This window comes from Crossiella sp. CA-258035 (assembly GCF_030064675.1).
Taxonomy (GTDB): Bacteria; Actinomycetota; Actinomycetes; order Mycobacteriales; family Pseudonocardiaceae; genus Crossiella.
Window position 1 is genome coordinate 4,970,477 of sequence record NZ_CP116413.1, and the last position, 19,275, is coordinate 4,989,751.

Annotated in this window: 17 protein-coding genes; 11 read left to right on the plus strand and 6 right to left on the minus strand. The window is 71.9% G+C overall.

Translation table 11 applies throughout. From position 1 onward, the window contains the following. Positions 1–3: 3 nt before the first annotated feature. From ligD (N8J89_RS22765) to N8J89_RS22775, 3 genes are read left to right on the plus strand one after another with little or no spacing between them, the layout of a single operon-like run. Positions 4–1,431, plus strand: a complete 1,428-nt coding sequence (gene ligD, locus N8J89_RS22765; RefSeq protein WP_283659019.1) for a non-homologous end-joining DNA ligase — start codon at positions 4–6, stop codon at positions 1,429–1,431. Between the two features lie 10 nt (positions 1,432–1,441). Beyond that, positions 1,442–2,167: a class I SAM-dependent methyltransferase gene (locus N8J89_RS22770; RefSeq protein WP_283659020.1), complete on the plus strand. Its 726-nt coding sequence runs from the start codon at positions 1,442–1,444 to the stop codon at positions 2,165–2,167. After that, on the plus strand, positions 2,154–4,148 hold the full coding sequence (locus N8J89_RS22775; RefSeq protein WP_283659021.1) for an ATP-binding protein: 1,995 nt from the start codon (positions 2,154–2,156) through the stop codon (positions 4,146–4,148). The genes N8J89_RS22770 and N8J89_RS22775 overlap by 14 nt, the downstream gene beginning before the upstream one ends. Here the strand turns inward: N8J89_RS22775 and N8J89_RS22780 are convergent. Genes N8J89_RS22780 through N8J89_RS22790 form a run of 3 tightly spaced genes read right to left on the minus strand, consistent with a single transcriptional unit; the run spans position 4,122 to position 6,371 of the window. Continuing rightward, the gene (locus N8J89_RS22780) at positions 4,122–4,766 is read right to left on the minus strand and encodes a maleylpyruvate isomerase family mycothiol-dependent enzyme (RefSeq protein WP_283659022.1); all 645 of its coding nucleotides are present in this window, start codon (positions 4,764–4,766) and stop codon (positions 4,122–4,124) included. The two genes, N8J89_RS22775 and N8J89_RS22780, sit on opposite strands and share 27 nt — an antisense overlap. After that, complete coding sequence (locus tag N8J89_RS22785; RefSeq protein WP_283659023.1) at positions 4,756–6,024, minus strand: RNA polymerase sigma factor; 1,269 nt, start codon at positions 6,022–6,024, stop codon at positions 4,756–4,758. Before N8J89_RS22785 ends, N8J89_RS22780 begins: the two co-directional genes overlap by 11 nt. A 5-nt stretch (positions 6,025–6,029) precedes the next feature. Further along, complete coding sequence (locus tag N8J89_RS22790) at positions 6,030–6,371, minus strand: YciI family protein (protein ID WP_283659024.1); 342 nt, start codon at positions 6,369–6,371, stop codon at positions 6,030–6,032. Between the two features lie 127 nt (positions 6,372–6,498). Here N8J89_RS22790 and ligD (N8J89_RS22795) point away from each other — a divergent pair, with 127 nt between their 5' ends. Further along, positions 6,499–7,419 carry a non-homologous end-joining DNA ligase gene (gene ligD / locus N8J89_RS22795; RefSeq protein WP_283659025.1) on the plus strand — a complete coding sequence of 307 codons (921 nt, stop codon included), beginning with the start codon at positions 6,499–6,501 and terminating at the stop codon, positions 7,417–7,419. Here the strand turns inward: ligD (N8J89_RS22795) and N8J89_RS22800 are convergent. Then, on the minus strand, positions 7,416–7,652 hold the full coding sequence (locus tag N8J89_RS22800; RefSeq protein ID WP_283659026.1) for a DUF6480 family protein: 237 nt from the start codon (positions 7,650–7,652) through the stop codon (positions 7,416–7,418). The genes ligD (N8J89_RS22795) and N8J89_RS22800 overlap by 4 nt on opposite strands. Positions 7,653–7,703: 51 nt before the next feature. Between N8J89_RS22800 and N8J89_RS22805 the strand changes: the two genes are divergently transcribed. After that, complete coding sequence (locus tag N8J89_RS22805) at positions 7,704–9,461, plus strand: thiamine pyrophosphate-dependent enzyme (protein ID WP_283659027.1); 1,758 nt, start codon at positions 7,704–7,706, stop codon at positions 9,459–9,461. Between the two features lie 9 nt (positions 9,462–9,470). Here the strand turns inward: N8J89_RS22805 and N8J89_RS22810 are convergent, their stop codons facing one another. Beyond that, a complete protein-coding gene (locus tag N8J89_RS22810) occupies positions 9,471–9,968 on the minus strand; it encodes a hypothetical protein (protein ID WP_283659028.1) in 498 nt (165 codons plus the stop codon). Positions 9,969–10,079: 111 nt separating this feature from the next. Here N8J89_RS22810 and N8J89_RS22815 point away from each other — a divergent pair, with 111 nt between their 5' ends. The 6 genes from N8J89_RS22815 (at position 10,080) to N8J89_RS22840 (ending at position 17,831) form a co-directional block, all read left to right on the plus strand. Beyond that, positions 10,080–10,877, plus strand: a complete 798-nt coding sequence (locus N8J89_RS22815; RefSeq protein WP_283659029.1) for an ArsR/SmtB family transcription factor — start codon at positions 10,080–10,082, stop codon at positions 10,875–10,877. A 326-nt stretch (positions 10,878–11,203) separates the two neighbouring features. Next, positions 11,204–12,238, plus strand: a complete 1,035-nt coding sequence (locus N8J89_RS22820; protein ID WP_283659030.1) for a FecCD family ABC transporter permease — start codon at positions 11,204–11,206, stop codon at positions 12,236–12,238. Then, positions 12,235–13,017, plus strand: a complete 783-nt coding sequence (locus tag N8J89_RS22825; RefSeq protein ID WP_283659031.1) for an ABC transporter ATP-binding protein — start codon at positions 12,235–12,237, stop codon at positions 13,015–13,017. The genes N8J89_RS22820 and N8J89_RS22825 overlap by 4 nt, the downstream gene beginning before the upstream one ends. After that, positions 13,014–14,051 carry an ABC transporter substrate-binding protein gene (locus N8J89_RS22830; protein WP_283659032.1) on the plus strand — a complete coding sequence of 346 codons (1,038 nt, stop codon included), beginning with the start codon at positions 13,014–13,016 and terminating at the stop codon, positions 14,049–14,051. Before N8J89_RS22825 ends, N8J89_RS22830 begins: the two co-directional genes overlap by 4 nt. A gap of 34 nt (positions 14,052–14,085) precedes the next feature. Beyond that, positions 14,086–14,328 carry an Rv0909 family putative TA system antitoxin gene (locus N8J89_RS22835; protein ID WP_283659033.1) on the plus strand — a complete coding sequence of 81 codons (243 nt, stop codon included), beginning with the start codon at positions 14,086–14,088 and terminating at the stop codon, positions 14,326–14,328. Between the two features lie 17 nt (positions 14,329–14,345). Beyond that, entirely contained in the window at positions 14,346–17,831 is a 3,486-nt protein-coding gene (locus N8J89_RS22840) for a TM0106 family RecB-like putative nuclease (RefSeq protein WP_283659034.1), read from the plus strand. Here N8J89_RS22840 and N8J89_RS22845 read toward each other — a convergent pair. Then, on the minus strand, positions 17,821–18,999 hold the full coding sequence (locus N8J89_RS22845; RefSeq protein WP_283659035.1) for a cytochrome P450: 1,179 nt from the start codon (positions 18,997–18,999) through the stop codon (positions 17,821–17,823). The genes N8J89_RS22840 and N8J89_RS22845 overlap by 11 nt on opposite strands. Positions 19,000–19,275: the final 276 nt, after the last annotated feature.

Genomic DNA, 19,275 nt, shown 5'->3' on the forward strand with positions numbered 1-19,275 from the left:
CCCGTGGGCGATCTCACCGAGTACCGCCGCAAACGGGACCCCGCCCGCACCCCCGAGCCGGTGCCCGGACCCGGACCGCTGCCCCGCGGCCAGGACGACACCTTCGTCATCCAGGAACACCACGCCCGCCGCCTGCACTGGGACGTCCGCCTCGAACGCGCCGGGGTCCTGGTCTCCTGGGCCGTGCCCAAAGGACTGCCCACCGAACCCGGGGTGTCCCGCCTGGCCGTGCACACCGAGGACCACCCGCTCTCCTACGCCACCTTCGCCGGGGAGATCCCGCGCGGGGAGTACGGCGCGGGCACCATGACCATCTGGGACGCCGGGCACTACGAGACCATCCAGTGGACCAGGGCCAGGGTCGAGGTCGTCCTGCACGGCCGGCGCGCCAACGGCCGGTACCTGTTCTCCCGCAAGGGCGAGAACTGGATGGTGCACCGCCTGGACGCCCCGGAGAACCCCGACTGGCTCCCGCTGCCCGAAGCCGTCCCACCCATGCTCGCCACCCCCGGCACCCTGCCCCCGGCCGAGCAGGACGAGCTGTGGTCGTATGAGTTCAAGTGGGACGGGGTCCGCGCGATCGCCCGCGTCGACGGCGGCCGCCTCACCCTGCACTCCCGGGCGGGCGGCGAGATCACCGCCACCTACCCGGAGATCCGCGGCCTCGGCGACCAGCTCGGCAGCACCCAGACCCTCCTCGACGGCGAGATCGTGGCCTTCCGCGACGGCAAACCCAGCTTCACCGCCCTGCAACGCCGCATGCACGTCAGCGACGCCGCCACCGTGCGCCGCCTCACCGAGTCCCAGCCGGTGCACTACCTCATCTTCGACCTGCTGCACCTCGACGGACAGTCCACAGTGGACTTGCGCTACGCCGAGCGCCGCCGCCTGCTCGACGAGCTCGCCCTCAGCGGCCCCCGCTGGCTCACCCCACCGGCCTACCCCGGCGCCGGCGCCGCCGTGCTGCGCGCCGCCCAGGACGCCGGCCTGGAAGGCGTGCTCGCCAAACGCCGGGACTCCCGCTACCACCCCGGCCACCGCGGCCCCGACTGGATCAAGATCACCGACCTGCGCACCCAGGAGGTCGTCATCGGCGGCTGGCGCACCGGCCACGGCCGCCGCGAAGGCCTGCTCGGCTCCCTCATGCTCGGCATCCCCGCCGAGGGCGGCCTGCGCTACGTCGGCCAGGTCGGCACCGGCTTCACCCAGGAGATGCTGCGCCTGCTCACCCGCCGCCTGACCGCGCTGGCCCGCAAGAGCTCCCCCTTCCTCGACCCGATCCCCGCCGACCGCGGCCGCACCACGCACTGGGTCACCCCGTCCCTGGTCGGCGAGGTCGCCTTCCGGGAGTGGACACCGGAGGGGAAGCTGCGCACGCCCTCCTGGCGCGGCTTGCGGCCAGATCGCCGCCCAGAGGAGATCACGGCCTAGGATCAGGCGGGTGGACCGGAACATCCGCAGCGTGGAGGACGTGCTCCGGCTGCTCGACGGCCTCTTCGCCCGCGAGGCCGACCGCTGGACCAGCGACGGCGGCGCCACCTGGTGGGACCGCTTCTACGCCGACCGGGACAAACCGGTCCCCTTCTTCGTGGCCAAACCCGATGAGAGCCTGCTCGACTGGCTCGACCGCGGCCTGCTCACCCCCGGCCGGGTCCTGGACCTGGGCTGCGGCGCCGGCCGCAACGCCATCCACCTGGCCGCAGCCGGGTTCACCGTGGACGCCGTCGACCTCTCCCCCACCGCGATCACCTGGGCCCGCGAACGCGCCGCACAAGCGGGCGCGGACATCCGCTTCCACCACGGCGATGCCTTCCAGCTCGACCTGGACGGCCGCTACGACCTGATCTATGACTCCGGCTGCTTCCACCACCTGCCCCCGCACCGCCGGATCAGCTACCTCGACCTGCTCACCCGCCTGCTCGCCCCCGGCGGGCACTTCGCCCTCACCTGCTTCGCCGCCGGCGGCATGGGCTCGGAGGTCCCCGACGCCGAGCTCTACCGCGAAGCCAGCCTCTTCGGCGGACTCGCCTACACCGAGGCGGAACTGCGCTGGATCTTCCACGGGCTCACCGAGGTCGAGCTCCGCCGCATGCGCCCCCAACCCGCCGAGGACCCCGCCTTCGGCGAGTCCTTCCTGTGGACGGCCCTGTTCCGTGCGCCCGCGTAACGAGCACACCGGCGAGGTCCGCGGCCACCTCGTCCAGGCGAACTCCATCACCGGCGGCATCCACCTGCATGCCCCGCCACCGCCGATCCCCCGCCAGCTGCCACCGGCCCCACCGGCCTTCGTCGGCCGCACCCCCGAACTGCACGCGCTGGGCCGCACGCCGATCACCGCACTGGCCGGCACCGGCGGCATCGGCAAGACCGCACTCGCCCTGCACTGGGCCCACCAGCGCCTGGAGGCCTTCCCCGACGGACAGCTCTTCGTCGACCTGCGCGGCTTCAGCCCCGAAACCGACCCGCTGACCCCGGCCGCCGCCGTCCGCGGCTTCCTCGACGCCCTCGGCCAGGACCCCGCCCACCTGCCGGCCGACCCCTTCGCCCACTACCGCAGCCTGGTCGCGGGCAAACAGCTGCTCATCGTGCTGGACAACGCCGCCGACACCGCCCAGGTCCTGCCCCTGCTGCCCGGCAGCCCCGCCTGCACCGTCCTGGTGACCAGCCGCAACCATCTGCCCGGCCTGCTCAGCACCCAGCACGCCCAGCACGTCCCGCTCGACGTCCTGCCCGGCCCGGAGTCCCACGACCTGCTCACCAGACGCCTGGGCGCGACCGACCCCGCCGCCTTGGACGAACTGGTCGCACTGTGCGGCGGCCTCCCGCTGGCCCTCAACATCGTCGCCGGACGAGCCCAGACCCAGCCCCACCTGCCCCTGGCCGAGGTGGTCGCCGAGCTCCGCGAGACCGGCCTGGACGAGGACGAGCCCACCGCCAGCATCACCGCCGTGCTCTCCTGGTCCCACCGCGCCCTGACCACCGAACAAGCCAGGGCCTTCGGCCTGCTCGGCATCGCCCCCGGCCCCGACATCAGCACCGCCGCCGCGACCGCCCTGCTCGGCTCCCCCGGCAGCCGCCGCACCCTGCGCGCCCTCGAACAAGCCTCACTCCTGCACCGCGACGCCACCGGCCGCTGGCGCATGCACGACCTGGTCCGCGACTTCGCCGCCACCCAGGCCACCGACGCCGACCTGACCGGCCTCACCGACTTCTACCGGCACACCGCACTGCGCGCCCGCCACCACCTCGACCGCCTGCACCAGCTCCCCCTCCCCCTCGACCCACCCCGCACCCCACCCCTGGACCTGCCCGACGAACCCGCCGCACTGGCCTGGTTCGACGCCGAACACGCCTGCCTGCTGGCCACCCTGCCCCTGGGCGATGCCACCCTGACCTGGCAGCTGGCCTGGGCCATGACCACCTTCCACCAGCGCCGCGGCCACCGGCTCGAACACCACGAGACCTGGACCCTCGGCCTGGCCGCCGCCGAAGCCCTCGACCACCCCGAGGCCCGCTACACCGCGCTGCGCCTGCTCGGCCGCGCCAACCTGCGCCTGGGCCGCCCCCAGGAAGCCCTCGACCAGCTCACCCGCGCCGTCGAGCAGTCCATCGAGGCCGACGACCTGGCCGGACGCGCCCACACCGAACGCGCCCTGGCCCTGGCCTGGCAGGAACTGGGCGACCACCAACGCGCCCTCACCCACGCCACCCACGCCCTGGACGCCTTCGAACAGCTCGACGCCCCCGAATGGCGGGCCAAGGCGCTCAAGGGCTACGGCTGGCACCTGGCCAACCTCGGGCTCCAGCTCAAAGCCCTCGACTACTTCATGACCGCCCTGGAACTCTCCCGCGAACACCACTACCGCGACGGAGAAGCCGGGGCACTGCACAGCCTCGGCAGCATCGGCCTGCGACTCGGCCGCCACCAGCAGGCCATCGACTACCTCAGCCAGGCCCTGGACCGCTACCGCGAGCTCGGCGACCACTACGAACAGGCCGACATCCTGCGCCGCCTCGGCCTCGCCCACCACGCCCTCGGCCAGCCCGAACAAGCCGGGAAAGCCTGGCGGCAGGCGCTGGAGCTCTACCGCGCCCAGCACCGCCACCCCCAAGCCGACTGGCTACTTGCCCGCCTCGGCGAAACCTGACACCAGCCGCCCCACACCCGGCCCCGACAACCCCGCCAAACCCGAGGGCCGCCCGGTCGCCAGCATCAACAGCTCACCCACCGGACCACGCACCTCCACACCCTCACCGGAGCAGAAGTCGGCGTCAGTGGCCACCAGCCGCAGCCCCGCGAACCGCTTGCGCGCCCCGTAGAACGCACTGCCCAGCACGTGCTCCAGCGCCGCCAGCGCCCGCTCCACCGGCAGCACCCGCACCCGGCCCAACGGCCGCGCGATGTCCTGCCCGTGCACCAGCGTGTCCGTCAACGGATCCAGCACCCCCGACCCCGGCGTCCGCTTCGCCGAGCCCGCGGTCTCCCGGTACTGCGCGATCAGCTCCGCCGGGGAGAACCGCGCCGCACGCTCCCGCGCCAGGTTCGTCTCCATCCGGTCAAAACTGCCCCGCGCCCGGATCGCCGCCCACACCGTGGCCCCCCACGACATCCGGGTGGCCACGGTCAGGTGTGCCACCACCTCGTGCACCGTCCACTCCGCACACAACGACCGCACCCGGAAGTCGTTGTCGCTCAACGTCTCCAGGAACTCCGCCAGGTCAAGACGCTCGGCGTGGGTCCAGGCCAGGATCTGCTCACGGTCCATGGTCGATCTTTCCTTCCACAGCGACAAGTCGATGGCGCAGATGCGCACGCTCGGTTTCGTTCCCCACCAGCTCCAGGGCCTGCCGGTAGGCATCCGCGGCCTCAGCCAGGCGGCCAAGACGCTCCAACAGGTCCGCCCGGGCCAACGGATACAGGTGATAGCCACGCAGCTTCGGCTCCGCCGCCAACCCGTCCAGCAGCGCCAGCCCCACCGCCGGACCATCCCGCATCGCCACCGCCGCCGCCCGGTTCAACGCCACCACCGGCGACGGAGCGATCTTCACCAACACGTCGTAGAGGGCCACGATCTGCGGCCAGTCCGTGCTCTCCACATCAGCGGCCTCATCGTGCAACGCCGCGATCGCCGCCTGCACCCCGTACTGCCCCGCCGGACCACCGGTCAGCGCCGAGACCACCAACCGCTGCCCCTCCTCGATCAACACCTGGTCCCAGCGACTCCGGTCCTGATCGGCCAGCAACACCACCTCACCCGCCGGCCCAGTACGCGCCGCCCGCCGCGCGTGCACCAGCAGCATCAGCGCCAGCAACCCGGTCACCTCCCGCTGACCCGGCAACAGCCGGTGCAGGATCCGCGCCAACCGGATCGCCTCCTCAGCCAGGTCCAGCCGCTGCAACTCCGGACCCGAACTGGCCGCATACCCCTCGGTGAAGATCGAGTACAACACCGAGAGCACCCCCGGCAACCGCGCAGGCAACTCATCCGCCCCCGGCACCCGGAACGGGATCCGCGCCTCCCGGATCTTCTTCTTCGCCCGCACGATCCGCTGCGCCATCGTCGCCGCGGGCACCAGATAGGCCCGCGCCACCTCACCCGTGGTCAACCCGGCCAGGCACCGCAACGTCAACGCACCCCGGTCCTCCGCGGGCAACGCCGGATGCGCGCAGGTGAAGAACAACTGCAACCGCTCATCCGGCAACTCCGCCCCCGCGTCGGCCGAGGGCACCGGATCCGCCCGGTCCGCCTCCACCTGCAAGATCGCCAACCGCGCCGCATACACCTGGTCCCGCCGCAGCCGGTCCACCGCCTTGCGCCGCGCCGTGGTCAGCAACCACGCCCCCGGACGCGCGGGCACGCCATCGACCGGCCAGTGCGTCAACGCCGCCTCGATCGCCTCCGCGGCGACCTCCTCGGCCAGATCCAGGTCACCGAAGCGCCGCACCAGCGAGCCCAACAGCCTGCCGTGCTCCTCCCGGAAGATCGACTCCACCGACGCCGCCGAGGCCGCCCGCCCGTCCACGACGATCAGCTCCCGAAGTCCGCGACCGGCCGCACCACGACCGCCCCGCCATCCCGCGAACCAGGGCACCGCGCCGCCCACTCCAGCGCCACATCCAGGTTCGGCACATCGATGATGTCGTAACCGCCCAGCACCTCACGGGTCTCCGCGAACGGCCCATCCGTGATCGTCCGCTCCCCCGACGCGCTGACCTGCACCGTCGTCGCCGTGGTCAGATCAGCCAGCGCATGCCCGGACACCCAGATCCCGGCCGCCTTCATCTCCTTCTCGAAGGCGACCCAGTCCTCCACCGTGCACTGCGGCTCCTGCGCCGGGTCCCCACTGAACATCAACAGCATGTACTTCACAGTTCGGCCTCTCGTCGGTTCTGGTGCTGGCGTACACCATGACGACGAACGGCGACCCCCGATATCGACACGCCCGCGAAAATTTCTCCACCGCGTAGTCCCAGCCGACCGTGGGTACCCCACCCCGGTGGACGCCGACACCGTCACGGTCGCGGTCGAAGACCGCCGGGTACGCCTGACCAACCTGGACAAGGTGCTCTACCCGCGGGCCCGCACCACCAAGTCCGAGGTCATCGACTACTACGCCCGCATCGCCCCGGTCATGCTCCCGCACCTGCGCCACCGCCCGGCCACCCTGCGCCGCTTCCCCGACGGCGTCACCGGCGAGAGCTTCTACGAGAAGAACACCTCCCGGCACGCCCCCGACTGGGTCGCCACCGCCGAGATCCCCACCCCCGGCAGCAGTCGCGGCCGCGACAGCGCCCACTTCCTGCTCGTCAACGACCTGGCCACGCTGATGTGGGCGGCCAACCTCGCCGCCCTGGAACTCCACGTTCCACAGTGGACGGTCGGACCCCGCGGCGGCATCAGGGAACCCGACCGCCTGGTCTTCGACCTCGACCCCGGCGCACCCGCCGACCTGGTCCTGTGCTGCCGCGTCGCCGAACACCTGCGCACCGTGCTCGCCGAGGACGGCCTCACCGCCTACCCCAAGGTCAGCGGCGGCAAAGGCCTCCAGCTCTACGTCCCGGTCCGGGTCAGCACCCCCGAACGCACCAGCGCCTACGCCAAGGCCATCGCCGAACGCCTGGCCAGGCAACTGCCCAACCTGGTCGTCTCCCGCATGACCAAAACCGAACGCACCGGCAAGGTCCTCATCGACTGGAGCCAGAACAACCCCGCCAAGACCACCGTGGCCCCCTACTCCCTGCGCGCCCAGCCCACCCCCACCGTCGCCGCCCCCATCACCTGGGCCGAGGTGGAGAACTGCACCAAACCCGCCCAGCTCCGCTTCAGCCCGGCCGAGGCCATCGACCGCGTCGAGGACGACGGCGACCTGTGGGCCGCCCTGCTCGACCCCGGCCGGGCCCAGCACCTGCCCCGCTAAAGAACGTCGATCAAGCCCACGATCTGCGCCACGATCATCGCCACCACCAGCAACGTCACCACACCCACCAGCACCAGGGTCACCCGCCCCGTCACGGCCGAGGGCTCCGGCTCCCGGTGCGACAACCCCGACATCCCACCCTCCGCAGGCGGCGTCTCACCGGGCGGCACCCCGCCACCAGGCTCCAGACCAGGGGTTCGCTCCGGCTCGGGATGCGGCGGTCGCTCACTCATGCCACCCGGGTAACCCGTTTTCCCCCGAACACACCGGGTAGGCCCTCCAACATGGCTGACATCTGCGCGCAACGCCTCATCGGCCGCCTCGCCGAATGGGGCGTGGACACCATCTTCGGCCTGCCCGGCGACGGCGTGAACGGACTCATGGAAGGCCTGCGCCGCCACCGCGACCAGGTCCGCTTCGTCCTCGTCCAGCACGAGGAAGCCGCCGCCTTCATGGCCACCGCGCACGCCAAGGCCACCGGACGCCTCGGCGTCTGCCTGGCCACCTCCGGCCCCGGCGGCATCCACCTGCTCAACGGCCTCTACGACGCCAAACTCGACCACGCCCCCGTGCTCGCCCTCACCGGCGCCCAGGAAACCGGCCTGCTCGGCTCCGGCTACCAGCAGGAAGTCGACCTCACGGCTCTTTTCGCCGACGTCGCCGAGTACAACCTGCTGATCACCAACCCCCAGCAGGTCCCCGGCGTCCTCGACGGCGCCGTGCGCACCGCACTGGCCCGCCGCGGCGTGGCCCACCTGTGCCTGCCCAACGACGTGCAGATCGCCCCCGCCGACGCCGACCCCTACAGCCACGGCGCACCCGGCATCCCCCACCACGGCGCACCGATCTTCCCCGAGCACCGCCCCATCCCCGACCAAGCCCAGCTGCACGCCGCCGCCACCCTGCTCAACGAGGGCACCCGCCCCGCCATCCTGGTCGGCGCCGGCGCACTCGGCGCGGGCGCCGAGGTCACCCAGGTCGCCGACACCCTCGGCGCACCGGTGCTGAAAACCCTGCCCGGCAAAGCCGTCCTGCCCGACGACTCCCCCTACACCGTCGGCGGCCTCGGCCTGCTCGGCACCACACCCAGCGCCGAGCTCGTCGACGACATCGACACCCTGCTCATGGTCGGCACCAACTTCCCCTACACCCGCCACCTGCCCGACCCGGACAAGGTCCGCGTCGCCCAGATCGACACCTTCCCCGAACGCATCGGCGTCCGCCTGCCCGTCACCGCCCCCGTCGTCGGCGACGCCCAGGAGTCACTGCGCCGCCTGATCCCCTTGCTGGACAAGCGGGACCACGACCACCTCGGCAAGTACCAGTCCAAAATGGACAAATGGCGGCGCGACCTGGCCAGCCAGCAGAACCCGGACCGCTCCCCCATCGCACCCCAGTACCTGGCCCACCTGCTGGACACCCTGGCCACCGACGACGCCATCCTCACCTGCGACTCCGGCACCGTCACCACCTGGGCCGCCCGGCACTGGACCATCCGCGGCACCCGCGAGTTCTACCTCTCCGCCACCCTGGCCACCATGGCCTGCGGCCTGCCCTACGCCCTGGCCGTGCAACACGCCCACCCCGGCCGCCAGGTCATCGCCTTCATCGGCGACGGCGGCTTCGCCATGCTCATGGGCGAGTTCCTCACCGCGGTCCGGCTGAACCTGCCGGTCAAGGTCATCATCAACAACAACGGCTCCCTCGGCCAGATCCTCTGGGAGCAGATGGTCCTGGGCTACCCCGAACACGGCGTCCGCTTCGGCGAGCCCCGCTCCGACTTCAGCGGCTGGGCCCGCTCCTGCGGCGCCTACGGCGCGAAGATCGACTCCCCCGAGGCCCTGCCGGAGGCCGTCCGCGCCGCACTGGCCCACCCCGGCCCCGCCCTGCTCGACGTCGACGTCAACCCCGACGAACCGCCGCTGCCCGGCAAGATCACCTACGAGCAGGCCACCAAGTTCGCCCAGTCCTTCCTCAAGGGCCAGCCCCGCGCCAAGCAGATCGCCACCACCCTGTTCAAGGACCGCATCCAGAAGCTCTGACGACACGGCCTACGGCACCCGGTCCCCCGGCCCCAAGCGCTTCGGCGGCACATAGCCGTCGTGGTCCTTGGGGTCGCCCGCCTTCGGGCCGGGGTCCATCTGGTCCGGGAACAGCAGCACCTCCGCCGTCCGGGACAGGTCGACGCCCTCCGCCGGACCCAGCCACAGGTCGGTCGTGGAGTTCGCGTACGCCGAGGAGCACAGCAGCACCACCCGCCGCTGGTCCACCGCGCACACCAGCAGCTCCACCGACGAGGACGGGATGTCACCGGTGAACCGGTAGCTGAGGTTGACCGCGGGCCCCTGCTCGGGCACCTGCGGATGCGGCTTGACCGCCCACCCAGTGATCTCCGCGGTGAGCCGGTACACCTGCGCACCCCGCACCACGGTGACCCGCTGCCCCGGCGTCCCCAGCCCCGGCGGCTCCGGCGGCCCGAAGAGCCCGCAACCGGCGACCACACCCAGCGCGACCAGCACACCGGCCAGCCGCGACCACCTTCCCGCCACCACGCCTCCCCCACGCACACCTCACCCTATCCGGCGCCCCCGGGTTGACATGCAGCCAGACAGCTGCCTATCGTTCAGGCAGTCAATCGGCTGCATGTTCGAGAGGATGCGATGGACGAGGTGTTCAAAGCGCTGGCCGATCCCAGCCGCCGCCGGCTACTGGACAGCCTGAACCACCACAACGGCCAGACCCTCCGGGAACTCTGCGCCGAACTGGACATGGCCCGCCAGTCCGTCAGCAAACACCTGACCGTCCTGGAAGAAGCACACCTCATCACCATCACCTGGCGCGGCCGGGAAAAGCTGCACTACCTCAACGCCGAACCCATCAACGCCATCGCCGACCGCTGGATAACCCACTACCACCGGCACCGCGCGCAGGCACTGGCCAACCTGAAAACCGCATTGGAGCTCACCCCCATGAACCCCTTCGTCTACACCACCTACATCAACACCACCCCCGAGCGCCTGTGGACCGCCCTGACCACCCCTGAGTTCACCAAGCAGTACTGGGGCGCGGAGCTGGCATCGGACTGGCAGCCCGGCTCCACCATCACCTGGACCCAGGGCTCCTGGACCCACACCGACCCCGACCAGGTGGTGCTGGAAGCCACCCCGCACACCCGCCTGTCCTACACCTGGCACACCTTCACCCCGGACTTCGGCGCCAGCGTCGGCCTGGACGACGAGCTGGTCGCCAAGCTCGCCGCCGAACCCCGCTCCAAGGCCACCTTCGACATCGAACCCCTCGGCGAGGTGGTCAAGCTGACCGTCACGCACGACGGCTTCGCCCCGGACTCGGTGCTGCGCGGCATGATCAGCGAAGGCTGGATCCCCATCATCGCCAGCCTGAAGACGCTGCTGGAGACCGGCAAGGTCCTGCCGGAACCGAAGACCGGCGACGCCTGAGCAGATCACCGTGACCGGTCAGGCCGCGGACCACTCGGCGGCCGACCGGCTGCGCCTTGGCAATGCACCGGGAAACCGCCACACCTCATCCAGGCGCTTTTGTCCGGCTTGTCCCCTCCCCGATTTCTTTCACTCTTCACTGAAGTAATCGTAGCTACCAATCACAAAGTTTGATCGTCGCCAGAGCTGTGCCTACGATGCGCACACCTCGTCGACGGCAACGGGAATCCGACCTGTTCGGAGCGGTCGCGCCACTGTGAAGCCAGACCCCGTGCCGTCCACACCGCCACCTAGCGGGCCGCGTCAGCCCGGGGAGGTTCCACCGCGTGCGTCGTTCCAGGACCGGCCCCGTCCTACTGGTGCTGGCGCTGTCGACGCTGCTCACGACCGCCTTCTCCACCTCGGTCGGCGCTGAGCAGCTACCCCTCCCCGCCGTGCTCGAGGTCCTGGCCGCCCGCCTCACCGGCTCCCCCGGCCCGGACCTCACCTTCGACACCATCGTCTGGCACCTGCGCCTGCCCCGGACCCTGCTCGCCCTGGTGGTCGGCGCGGGGCTGGCGATCGCGGGCGCGGCGATCCAGACCCTGGTCCGCAACCCGCTCGCCGACCCCTACCTGCTCGGCGTCTCCTCCGGCGCGAGCGTCGGCGCGACCGCCGTGATCACCACCGGGCTGTTCGCGGGCGCGGGGATCTGGGCGTTGTCGGCGGGCGCGCTGGTCGGCGCGTTCGGCGCGGCGGCGCTGGTGTTCGCGATCGCGGCGGCCCAGGGCGGGCTGACCCCGCTGCGACTGGTGCTCACCGGGACGGTGCTGGGCTCGGCGTTCTCCGCGATCGCCAGCTACCTCGTCTTCCGCAGCGCGGACGCCCGCGCGGCCGAGTCGGTGCTGTTCTGGCTGCTGGGCAGCCTGGCCGGCGCGGACTGGGACCGGCTCGGCCTGCCACTGGCCACCGTGCTGCTGCTGGGCGGCCTGCTGCTCGCGGGCAGCGGCTGGCTGGACGCCCTGGCCATCGGACCGGACACCGCCGCGGCCCTGGGGGTTCCGGTGCGGTTCCTGCGCAACGCCCTCTTCGCCGGGCTGGCGGTGCTGGTCGGGGTCCTGGTGGCGATCTCCGGCGGGATCGGCTTCGTCGGACTGGTGATCCCGCACATCGCCCGGCTGCTGGTCGGCGCGCGGCACCGGGCGATGCTGCCGGTGGCGGCGCTGACCGGGGCGCTGTTCCTGCTCTGCGTGGACATGGCCGCCCGGGTGCTGGTCCGCCCGGTGGAGGTGCCGCTCAGCGTGGTCACCGGGCTCGTCGGCGCACCGGTGTTCCTGCTCCTGCTGGGCCGCCGCCGCTACCGCTTCGGGAGCGCCGGATGACCGTGACCCTGCGCGCCACCGGCCTGGACTGCGCGATCGGCGGCCGCACCATCCTGCGCGCGGTCGAGCTGGCCGTCCGGCCCGGCGAGGTGCTCGGCTTCGTCGGCCCCAACGGCAGCGGCAAGTCCACCCTGCTCCGCGTGCTGGCCGGAATCCGCCAGCCCGCCGCCGGAGAGGTCCTGCTCGACGACCAGCCGTTGTCCGCGCTCTCCGCACGGCAACGCGCCCAGCGCATCGCCATGGTCGGTCAGGAAGAAGAGCTCCCGGCTGACCTCCTGGTCGGCGAACTGGTCGCCCTCGGCCTCACCCCGCACCGCGCCCCCTGGTCCGGCGGCGACCGGCGCGAGCTCGACGCCGTCCGCACAGCACTGTCCACAGTGGACTTAGTGGACGCGGTGGACCGACCGGTGGAACAGCTCTCCGGCGGCGAGCGGCGGCGAGTGCTGCTCGCCAGGGGGATCGCCCAGGACGCCCCGCTGCTGGTGCTGGACGAACCCACCAACCACCTCGACATCCGCCACCAGCTCCAGCTACTGGACCTGGTGCGCGCTCTGGACCGCACCGTGCTGCTCGCGCTGCACGACCTCAACCTGGCCGCCGACGTCTGCGACCGGGTGGTGGTGCTGCACAACGGCCACGCCCGTCCCGCCGCGCCACCAGAGCAAGCCCTCACCCCGGAGCTGGTGCGCGAGGTCTTCGGCGTCCGGGCCACCCGGGTCACCCACCCGGACACCGGACGCCCGCACCTGCTGTTCACCCCGACCCTGGAGCGCCCATGAGCCGTCCCCTGCCCCTGCTGATCGGCGCGGTCGCGCTGCTCGCCCTGCCCGCCTGCGGCAGCGGACCGGCCGCGCAGCCCGGCGCGAGCTCGGTCACCGTCACCAACTGCGGCAGCCAGGTCAGCTTCCCTGCCCCGGCCAAGCGGCTGTTCGTCAACGACGGCAACCTGATCGCGCTCACCCTGGCCCTCGGCGCGCAGGACCAGATCGCCGCCGTGTCCAGCGTCCAGCGCGACGCGGCCACCCTCAAACGGCACTACGGCGAGGTGGTGGACAAGCTCAACTCGGTCGCCCCGGAGTACCCGTCCCGGGAAACCGTGCTGGCCCAGCGCCCGGACGTGATGGTGGCCGGCTGGAGCTACGGCTACGCCGAGGACAAGCAGCTCACCCCGGCCACCCTGCGCCAGCAGAACGTGGCCGCCTACGTGCTCACCGAGAGCTGCCGCCAGTCCGACGGCAAGGCCGCCCGCGGCGTGGTCGAGCCCTGGCAGGCCCTGCGCGAGGACCTCACCAACCTCGGCAAGATCACCGGCCGCACCACCGAGGCGGACAAGGTCACCGCCGACCTGGACACCCGGCTCAAAACCCTGCGCCAGGCGCCCGAACCGGCCACCCCGCCCACGGTGTTCCTGTTCGACTCCGGCACCGACAGCGTCTACTCCAGCGGCCGCTTCGGCGCGCCCGAGGCGATCATCACCGCCGCCGGGGCGCGCAACGCGCTCGCCGATGTGGACGACACCTGGACCAAGGTCTCCTGGGAACGGGTGGCCGCGGCCAAGCCGGAGGCCTTCCTGTTCGTGGACTACCCGCCGCAGCGCTACGCGGACAAGGTCGCGCTGCTCAAGGCGCGGGCCGGGATCAACGAGCTGCCCGCGGTGAAGGAGAACCGGTTCCTGAACCTGCCCTACGCGCTGTGGACCTCGGGGCCGCTCAACATCGACGCCGCCGAACAGGTCCGCAAGGCCCTGGAGGGCTGGCGGCTGGTCCCGGCCTCGGGCGTCACCCCGAAGTCTGACGACCGGGTCGCGAACTGAGCAGGTCCGCCGCACCGGTGGCACCATGGTCGGCATGAGCTTCCTGGACAAGGCGAAAGAGCTGGCGGGGCAGGCCAAGGAGAAGGCGGCCGAGCTGGCGCAGGGCCCCGCGGGCGAGAAGGCCCGCGAGCTGGCCGCCAAGGGTGTCGACGCCGCGGCCAGCGGAATCGACAAGGTCACCGGCGGCAAGTACCACGACAAGATCGAGAACGTCAGCACCAAGGTGGAAGGTTTCCTGGACAAGGACGGCAAGCCGGGCGGTGACGCCAAGCCCTGACTTGGCAGACTGACCGGATGCTGCGGACCGATCACGGGCTCGTCCACTCCCCGACCGACCTGGTCGACCTGATGGAGTGCGGGCACCGCAGCAGGCTCAACCAGGCAGTGGCGCTCGGCCTGCCCGGCGCGCCGGTCCCGGAACGCGGGTCGGCGGCGCTGGTGGCCAAGCACGGTCTCGCGCACGAGCAGGCCGTGCTGGAGCGGCTCAAGCAGCGGCACGGGGCCGGGGTGGTCGAGATCGACACCCCGGCCCCGCACCCGGACGCGCTGGCCGCGGCCGCCGAGCAGACCCGCACCGCGCTGGCCGCCGGGGTCCCGGTGGTCTACCAGGGCGTGTTCTACGACGGCGAGTTCTCCGGCCGCGCCGACTTCCTGATCGCCACCGAGGGCGGCTACGAGCCGCACGACACCAAGCTGGCCCGGCACGCCCGCCCCGCCGCGGTGCTCCAGCTGACCGCCTACGCCGACGCGTTGACCAGGTCCGGGTTCACCGCGGGCCCGCTGATGCACCTGCTGCTCGGCGACGGCAGCGCGCACGCCCTGCGCGTGCAGGAGTTCCTGCCGCTGCTGGCACACCTCCGCGGCCGCCTGCGCGGCCAGCTCACCGCACCGGCCGAGCTGCCGCAACGCCTGTGGGACGACGAGCGCCCGGCCTGTGCCACCTGCCGCTTCAGCAAGCACTGCGCCACCGGCCGCTCCACCGCCCGCGACCTGTCCCTGGTCGCCGGGATGCGCACCGACCAGCGCCGCAAGCTGGCCGCCGCCGGGCTGACCACCATCGAGGCGCTGGCCGCGGCCACCGAGAACGAGCGCCCGCCCACCCTGTCCGTGGCCACCTTCACCGGCCTGCGCGCCCAGGCCACCCTCCAGGTGCAGCAGGACCTCACCCGCACCCCGGAGGACCCGGTCGGCAAGGTCTCCTACGAGATCCTGGCCCCCGAGGAGCTGGCCGCGCTGCCCCAGCCCAGTCCCGGCGACGTGTTCTTCGACATGGAGGGCGACCCGTTCGCACTGGACTCCGACGGCCTGGAGTACCTCTTCGGCGCGGTCACCCTCTCCCCCGCCGGCGACGAGGAGTTCACCCCGTTCTGGGCGCACAGCCGGGTGCAGGAGAAACGCGCCTTCGAGTCCTTCGTGGACTTCGTCACCGGCCGGCTCGCCGAGCACCCGGACCTGCACGTCTACCACTACGCGCCCTATGAGACCAACGCGCTCAAGCGGCTGGCCGCGCTGCACGGCACCCGCGAGGAGGAGGTGGACACGCTGCTGCGCGGCGGGGTGCTGATCGACCTGTACACCGTGGTGCGCAAGGGACTCCGGGTCTCCCAGCGGTCCTATTCGATCAAGTACCTGGAACCGCTGTACATGCCGGAGTCCAGGGCGGGCGAGGTGCAGAACGCGGTCTCCAGCATCGAGGCCTACGAGGACTACCTCACCCTCTCCGAGGTCGGCGACGCCGAGCGCGCGGCCGAGGTGCTGCGCGGGATCGCCGACTACAACGAGTACGACTGCGTGTCCACCCACCGCCTCTACCGCTTCCTGCTCGACATCCGCGCCGAGGCGGGCATCGAGCCGGCCCCGCCGGTCGATCCGTCCACATTGGACGCCGCCATCGACTCCGCGGCCGACGAGCTGGCCGCGCAGCGCAGGGCCGAGCGGGCCGCCAAGATCGCCGCCCTGGTGGACCCGCTGCTGGAGGGCCTGCCGGAGAACCCGGCCGCCTTCACCGCCGAGCACCGCGCCCGCGCGCTGCTGGCCGCCTCGGTCGGCTACCACCGGCGGGAGACCAACCCGGCCTGGTGGGAGTTCTTCCGCCAGGTCACCGCACCCCTGACCGACCTGGAGTCGGACAACACCTGCGCGGTGCCGGTGTCAGTGTCCACACAGGACTGGACCGCGCCGTCCGGGCGGGTGCGCAACGCCAAACGCGAGGTGCGGCTGCACTGCGACCCGGACCGGCCACACCCCTTCGCCCCCGGCGACACCGTGCGCCTGCTCTACCCCGGCCAGCGGACCAGGGACGCGCTGGTCGTGGACGCGGGCGCGGACGGCCTCACCGTGCAGGAGAGCGCGAAACCCGCTGAGCTGGACGGCTTCGACGGCCGCCCGGCGGCGGTGCTGCCCGGCAGTCCGGTGCGGCCCAGCCCCAAGGACGAGGCCGTGGCCGACCTGGCCCGGATCACCGTGGACGCGCTGCCCGTGCTGCCCGCGCACCCCGGCATCGACCTGCTGCGCCGCCGTCCCCGGCTGCGCGGGGGCCGGGACCTGCCCGACCCGCGGGAGTTCGGCGGCGACCTGGTGGCCACCGTGATCGCCGCGGTGGACGCCCTGGACGGCTCCACCCTGGCCGTGCAGGGGCCGCCGGGTGCGGGCAAGACCTACCTCGCGGGCAGGCTGATCGCGCACCTGGTGGCCAACGGCCGCAGCGTCGGGGTGACCTCCAACAGCCACAAGGCGGTGGAGAACGTGCTCAGCGCCGCGCACGAGGCCGCGCGGGCGACCGGGGTGCCGCTGCCGATGGCCAAGCGCCCCAAGAAGAACCCGGAACCGGACTGCGTGTGGGAGCAGCCCAAGTCCAACAACGACCTGGCCCGCTGGCGGGAGGAGCAGGGCGGCGGGCACCTGGTCGGCGGCACCGCGTGGACCTTCGCCAACGCCGCGCTGCGCGCCCAGCCCTTCGACGTGCTGATCATCGACGAGGCCGGGCAGTTCGCCCTCGCCGACGCCCTCGCGGTCTCGCTGTGCACGAAGAACCTGGTGCTGCTGGGCGATCCGCAGCAGCTGCCCCAGGTCGTGCAGGGCACCCACCCGGCAGGCGCGGACGCCTCCGCGCTGGGCCACCTCATCGGCGCGGCCGACGTGATGCCGCCGGAGCTGGGCTACTTCCTGGACCAGTCCCGCCGCATGCACCCCTCGGTCTGCCGCCCCATTTCCAACCTGTCCTACGCCGGCCTGCTGCACGCCCACCCCACCGCCGCCGGACGCGGGATCGACGGTGTGCCACCGGGTCTGTGCCTGTACCAGGTCGACCACCGGCACAACCTGGCCTCCTCCCCGGAGGAAGCCGCGGTCGTCGTCGAGCTGACCCGCGAGCTGGTCGGCCGCACCTGGACCGACGGCGAGCGGACCCGGCCCCTGGAACAGTCCGACATCCTGGTGGTGGCCCCGTACAACCTCCAGGTCCGGGTGGTGCGCCGCGCGCTGGAACGCGCGGGCTACCCGGAGGTGCGGGTGGGCACGGTGGACAAGTTCCAGGGCCAGGAGGCCCCGGTGGTGCTGGCCACCATGACCAGCTCGGCCGCCAGCGACCTGCCCAGGGGCCTGGACTTCCTGCTCTCCCGCAACCGGTTGAACGTGGCGCTCTCCCGCGCGCAGGCGCTGGCCGTGCTGATCTGCTCGCCGCGGCTGGTGGAGGCCGACATCCGCAACGTGGAGCACATGCGGCTGCTGGCCGGCATGCTCGGCCTGCTCACCGAGGCCCGCCCCTGGCCTACCAGGTGACCGGCAGCGCGGCGATGCCGCCGCCGAGCTTCACCGCGTCCGGGTCCATGCTCATCGGGATCTCCTCCACCGGCACGGTCAGCGCCAGCCCCGGCATCCGGGTCACCAGCGCGCTGAACACCTCGGCCAGCTGGATCTTGGCCAGCGGCGCGCCGATGCAGTGGCTGATGCCGTGGCTGAAGGCCAGGTGCGGGTTGGGCGCGCGGGTGATGTCGAAGCGCTCGGAGTCGGGGAAGACCAGCTCGTCGTAGTTGGCCGAGTAGTGGTCGCACAGCACCAGGTCGCCGTAGCCGATGGTGACCCCGCCGATGGTGATGTCCTCCGCGGCGTAGCGCGGCATCACCGACTCCTCCACCTGACCCATGCGCAGCACCTCGTCCACCGCGCTGTCGATCAGCCCCGGCTCGCGCGCCAGCAGGTCCCGCTGCTCGGGATGGGCCGCGAACAGCGCGGTGCCCACGCTCTGCACGCCGGGCGTGACCAGGAACGGGAAGCTGATGGTGGCGATCAGCCCGGCGATCTGCTCCACCGGCACCCCGGCCTCGGACAGCTCGGTGATCACGTCCGGTCCAGGGTTGGCCTGCCGCCACACCACGGCCTCGGCCAGGTAGGCGAACACCTCGCCGACCTTGGCCGGATCGTCCATGCCGGTCAGCATGCTGATGAAGGTCTGCTCGTCCGGCACGCCGTGCAGGTCGCAGAGCACCCCGTGGGACAGCGGCAGCGAGAAGTCGTTGTGCAGGTCGGCATCCGGGCCCTTGGCCAGCAACCCGTCCAGCAGCCGGTGCACCCGGTCCCGGACGCCGTCCCGCAGCACGGCCATCCGCCGCGCGGCGAACAGCGGGGTGAGCGCGGCGCGGAACTCGCGGTGCTGCGCGCGAGCCTCGTCGAAGTCGGTGCCGAGCAGGTTGTAGTCGAACACCGGACTGTCCAGGTAGCGCGCCCGGTTCGCCGGATCGGGGTGCGCGTTCTCCATCCTGCCCTCGACCAGCAGTTGCCTGAGCTCGGCGTAGCGGGTCACCAGCCAGGCCTGGTCACCGGTCCTGGTGCGCACCTTGAGCACCGGCGCGCGGGACTGCAAGTCGCGCAGGAGCGGGTCCAGTCTGCCCACCACGGGTCGCTGACAACGCAGCAGGGGTAGTTCCTCGACGTCGGGCGCGGTGCTCACTCCGGCATTCCTCCTGGTTGGCGGACCAGTTCCACTCTGCTGATTCGCACGTTATCGACGGCGATCCCCGATTTTCCCGAGTGTTGTGCCGGGTTCCCGCCAACCTCCGCGACAGCCGCGTCAGTCGAGCAGTTCGCCTACGGCCGTGACGATTGCGAGGGCAGCGGCGATCGCCAGCCGAAGGAGGTTCGTCATGATTCTTCCGTTCGTCCGACTCGATACTGACCCACACCCTGGGACCGGTCCCAAGCGACTATGGGTGCCGTTGTGCGTCGG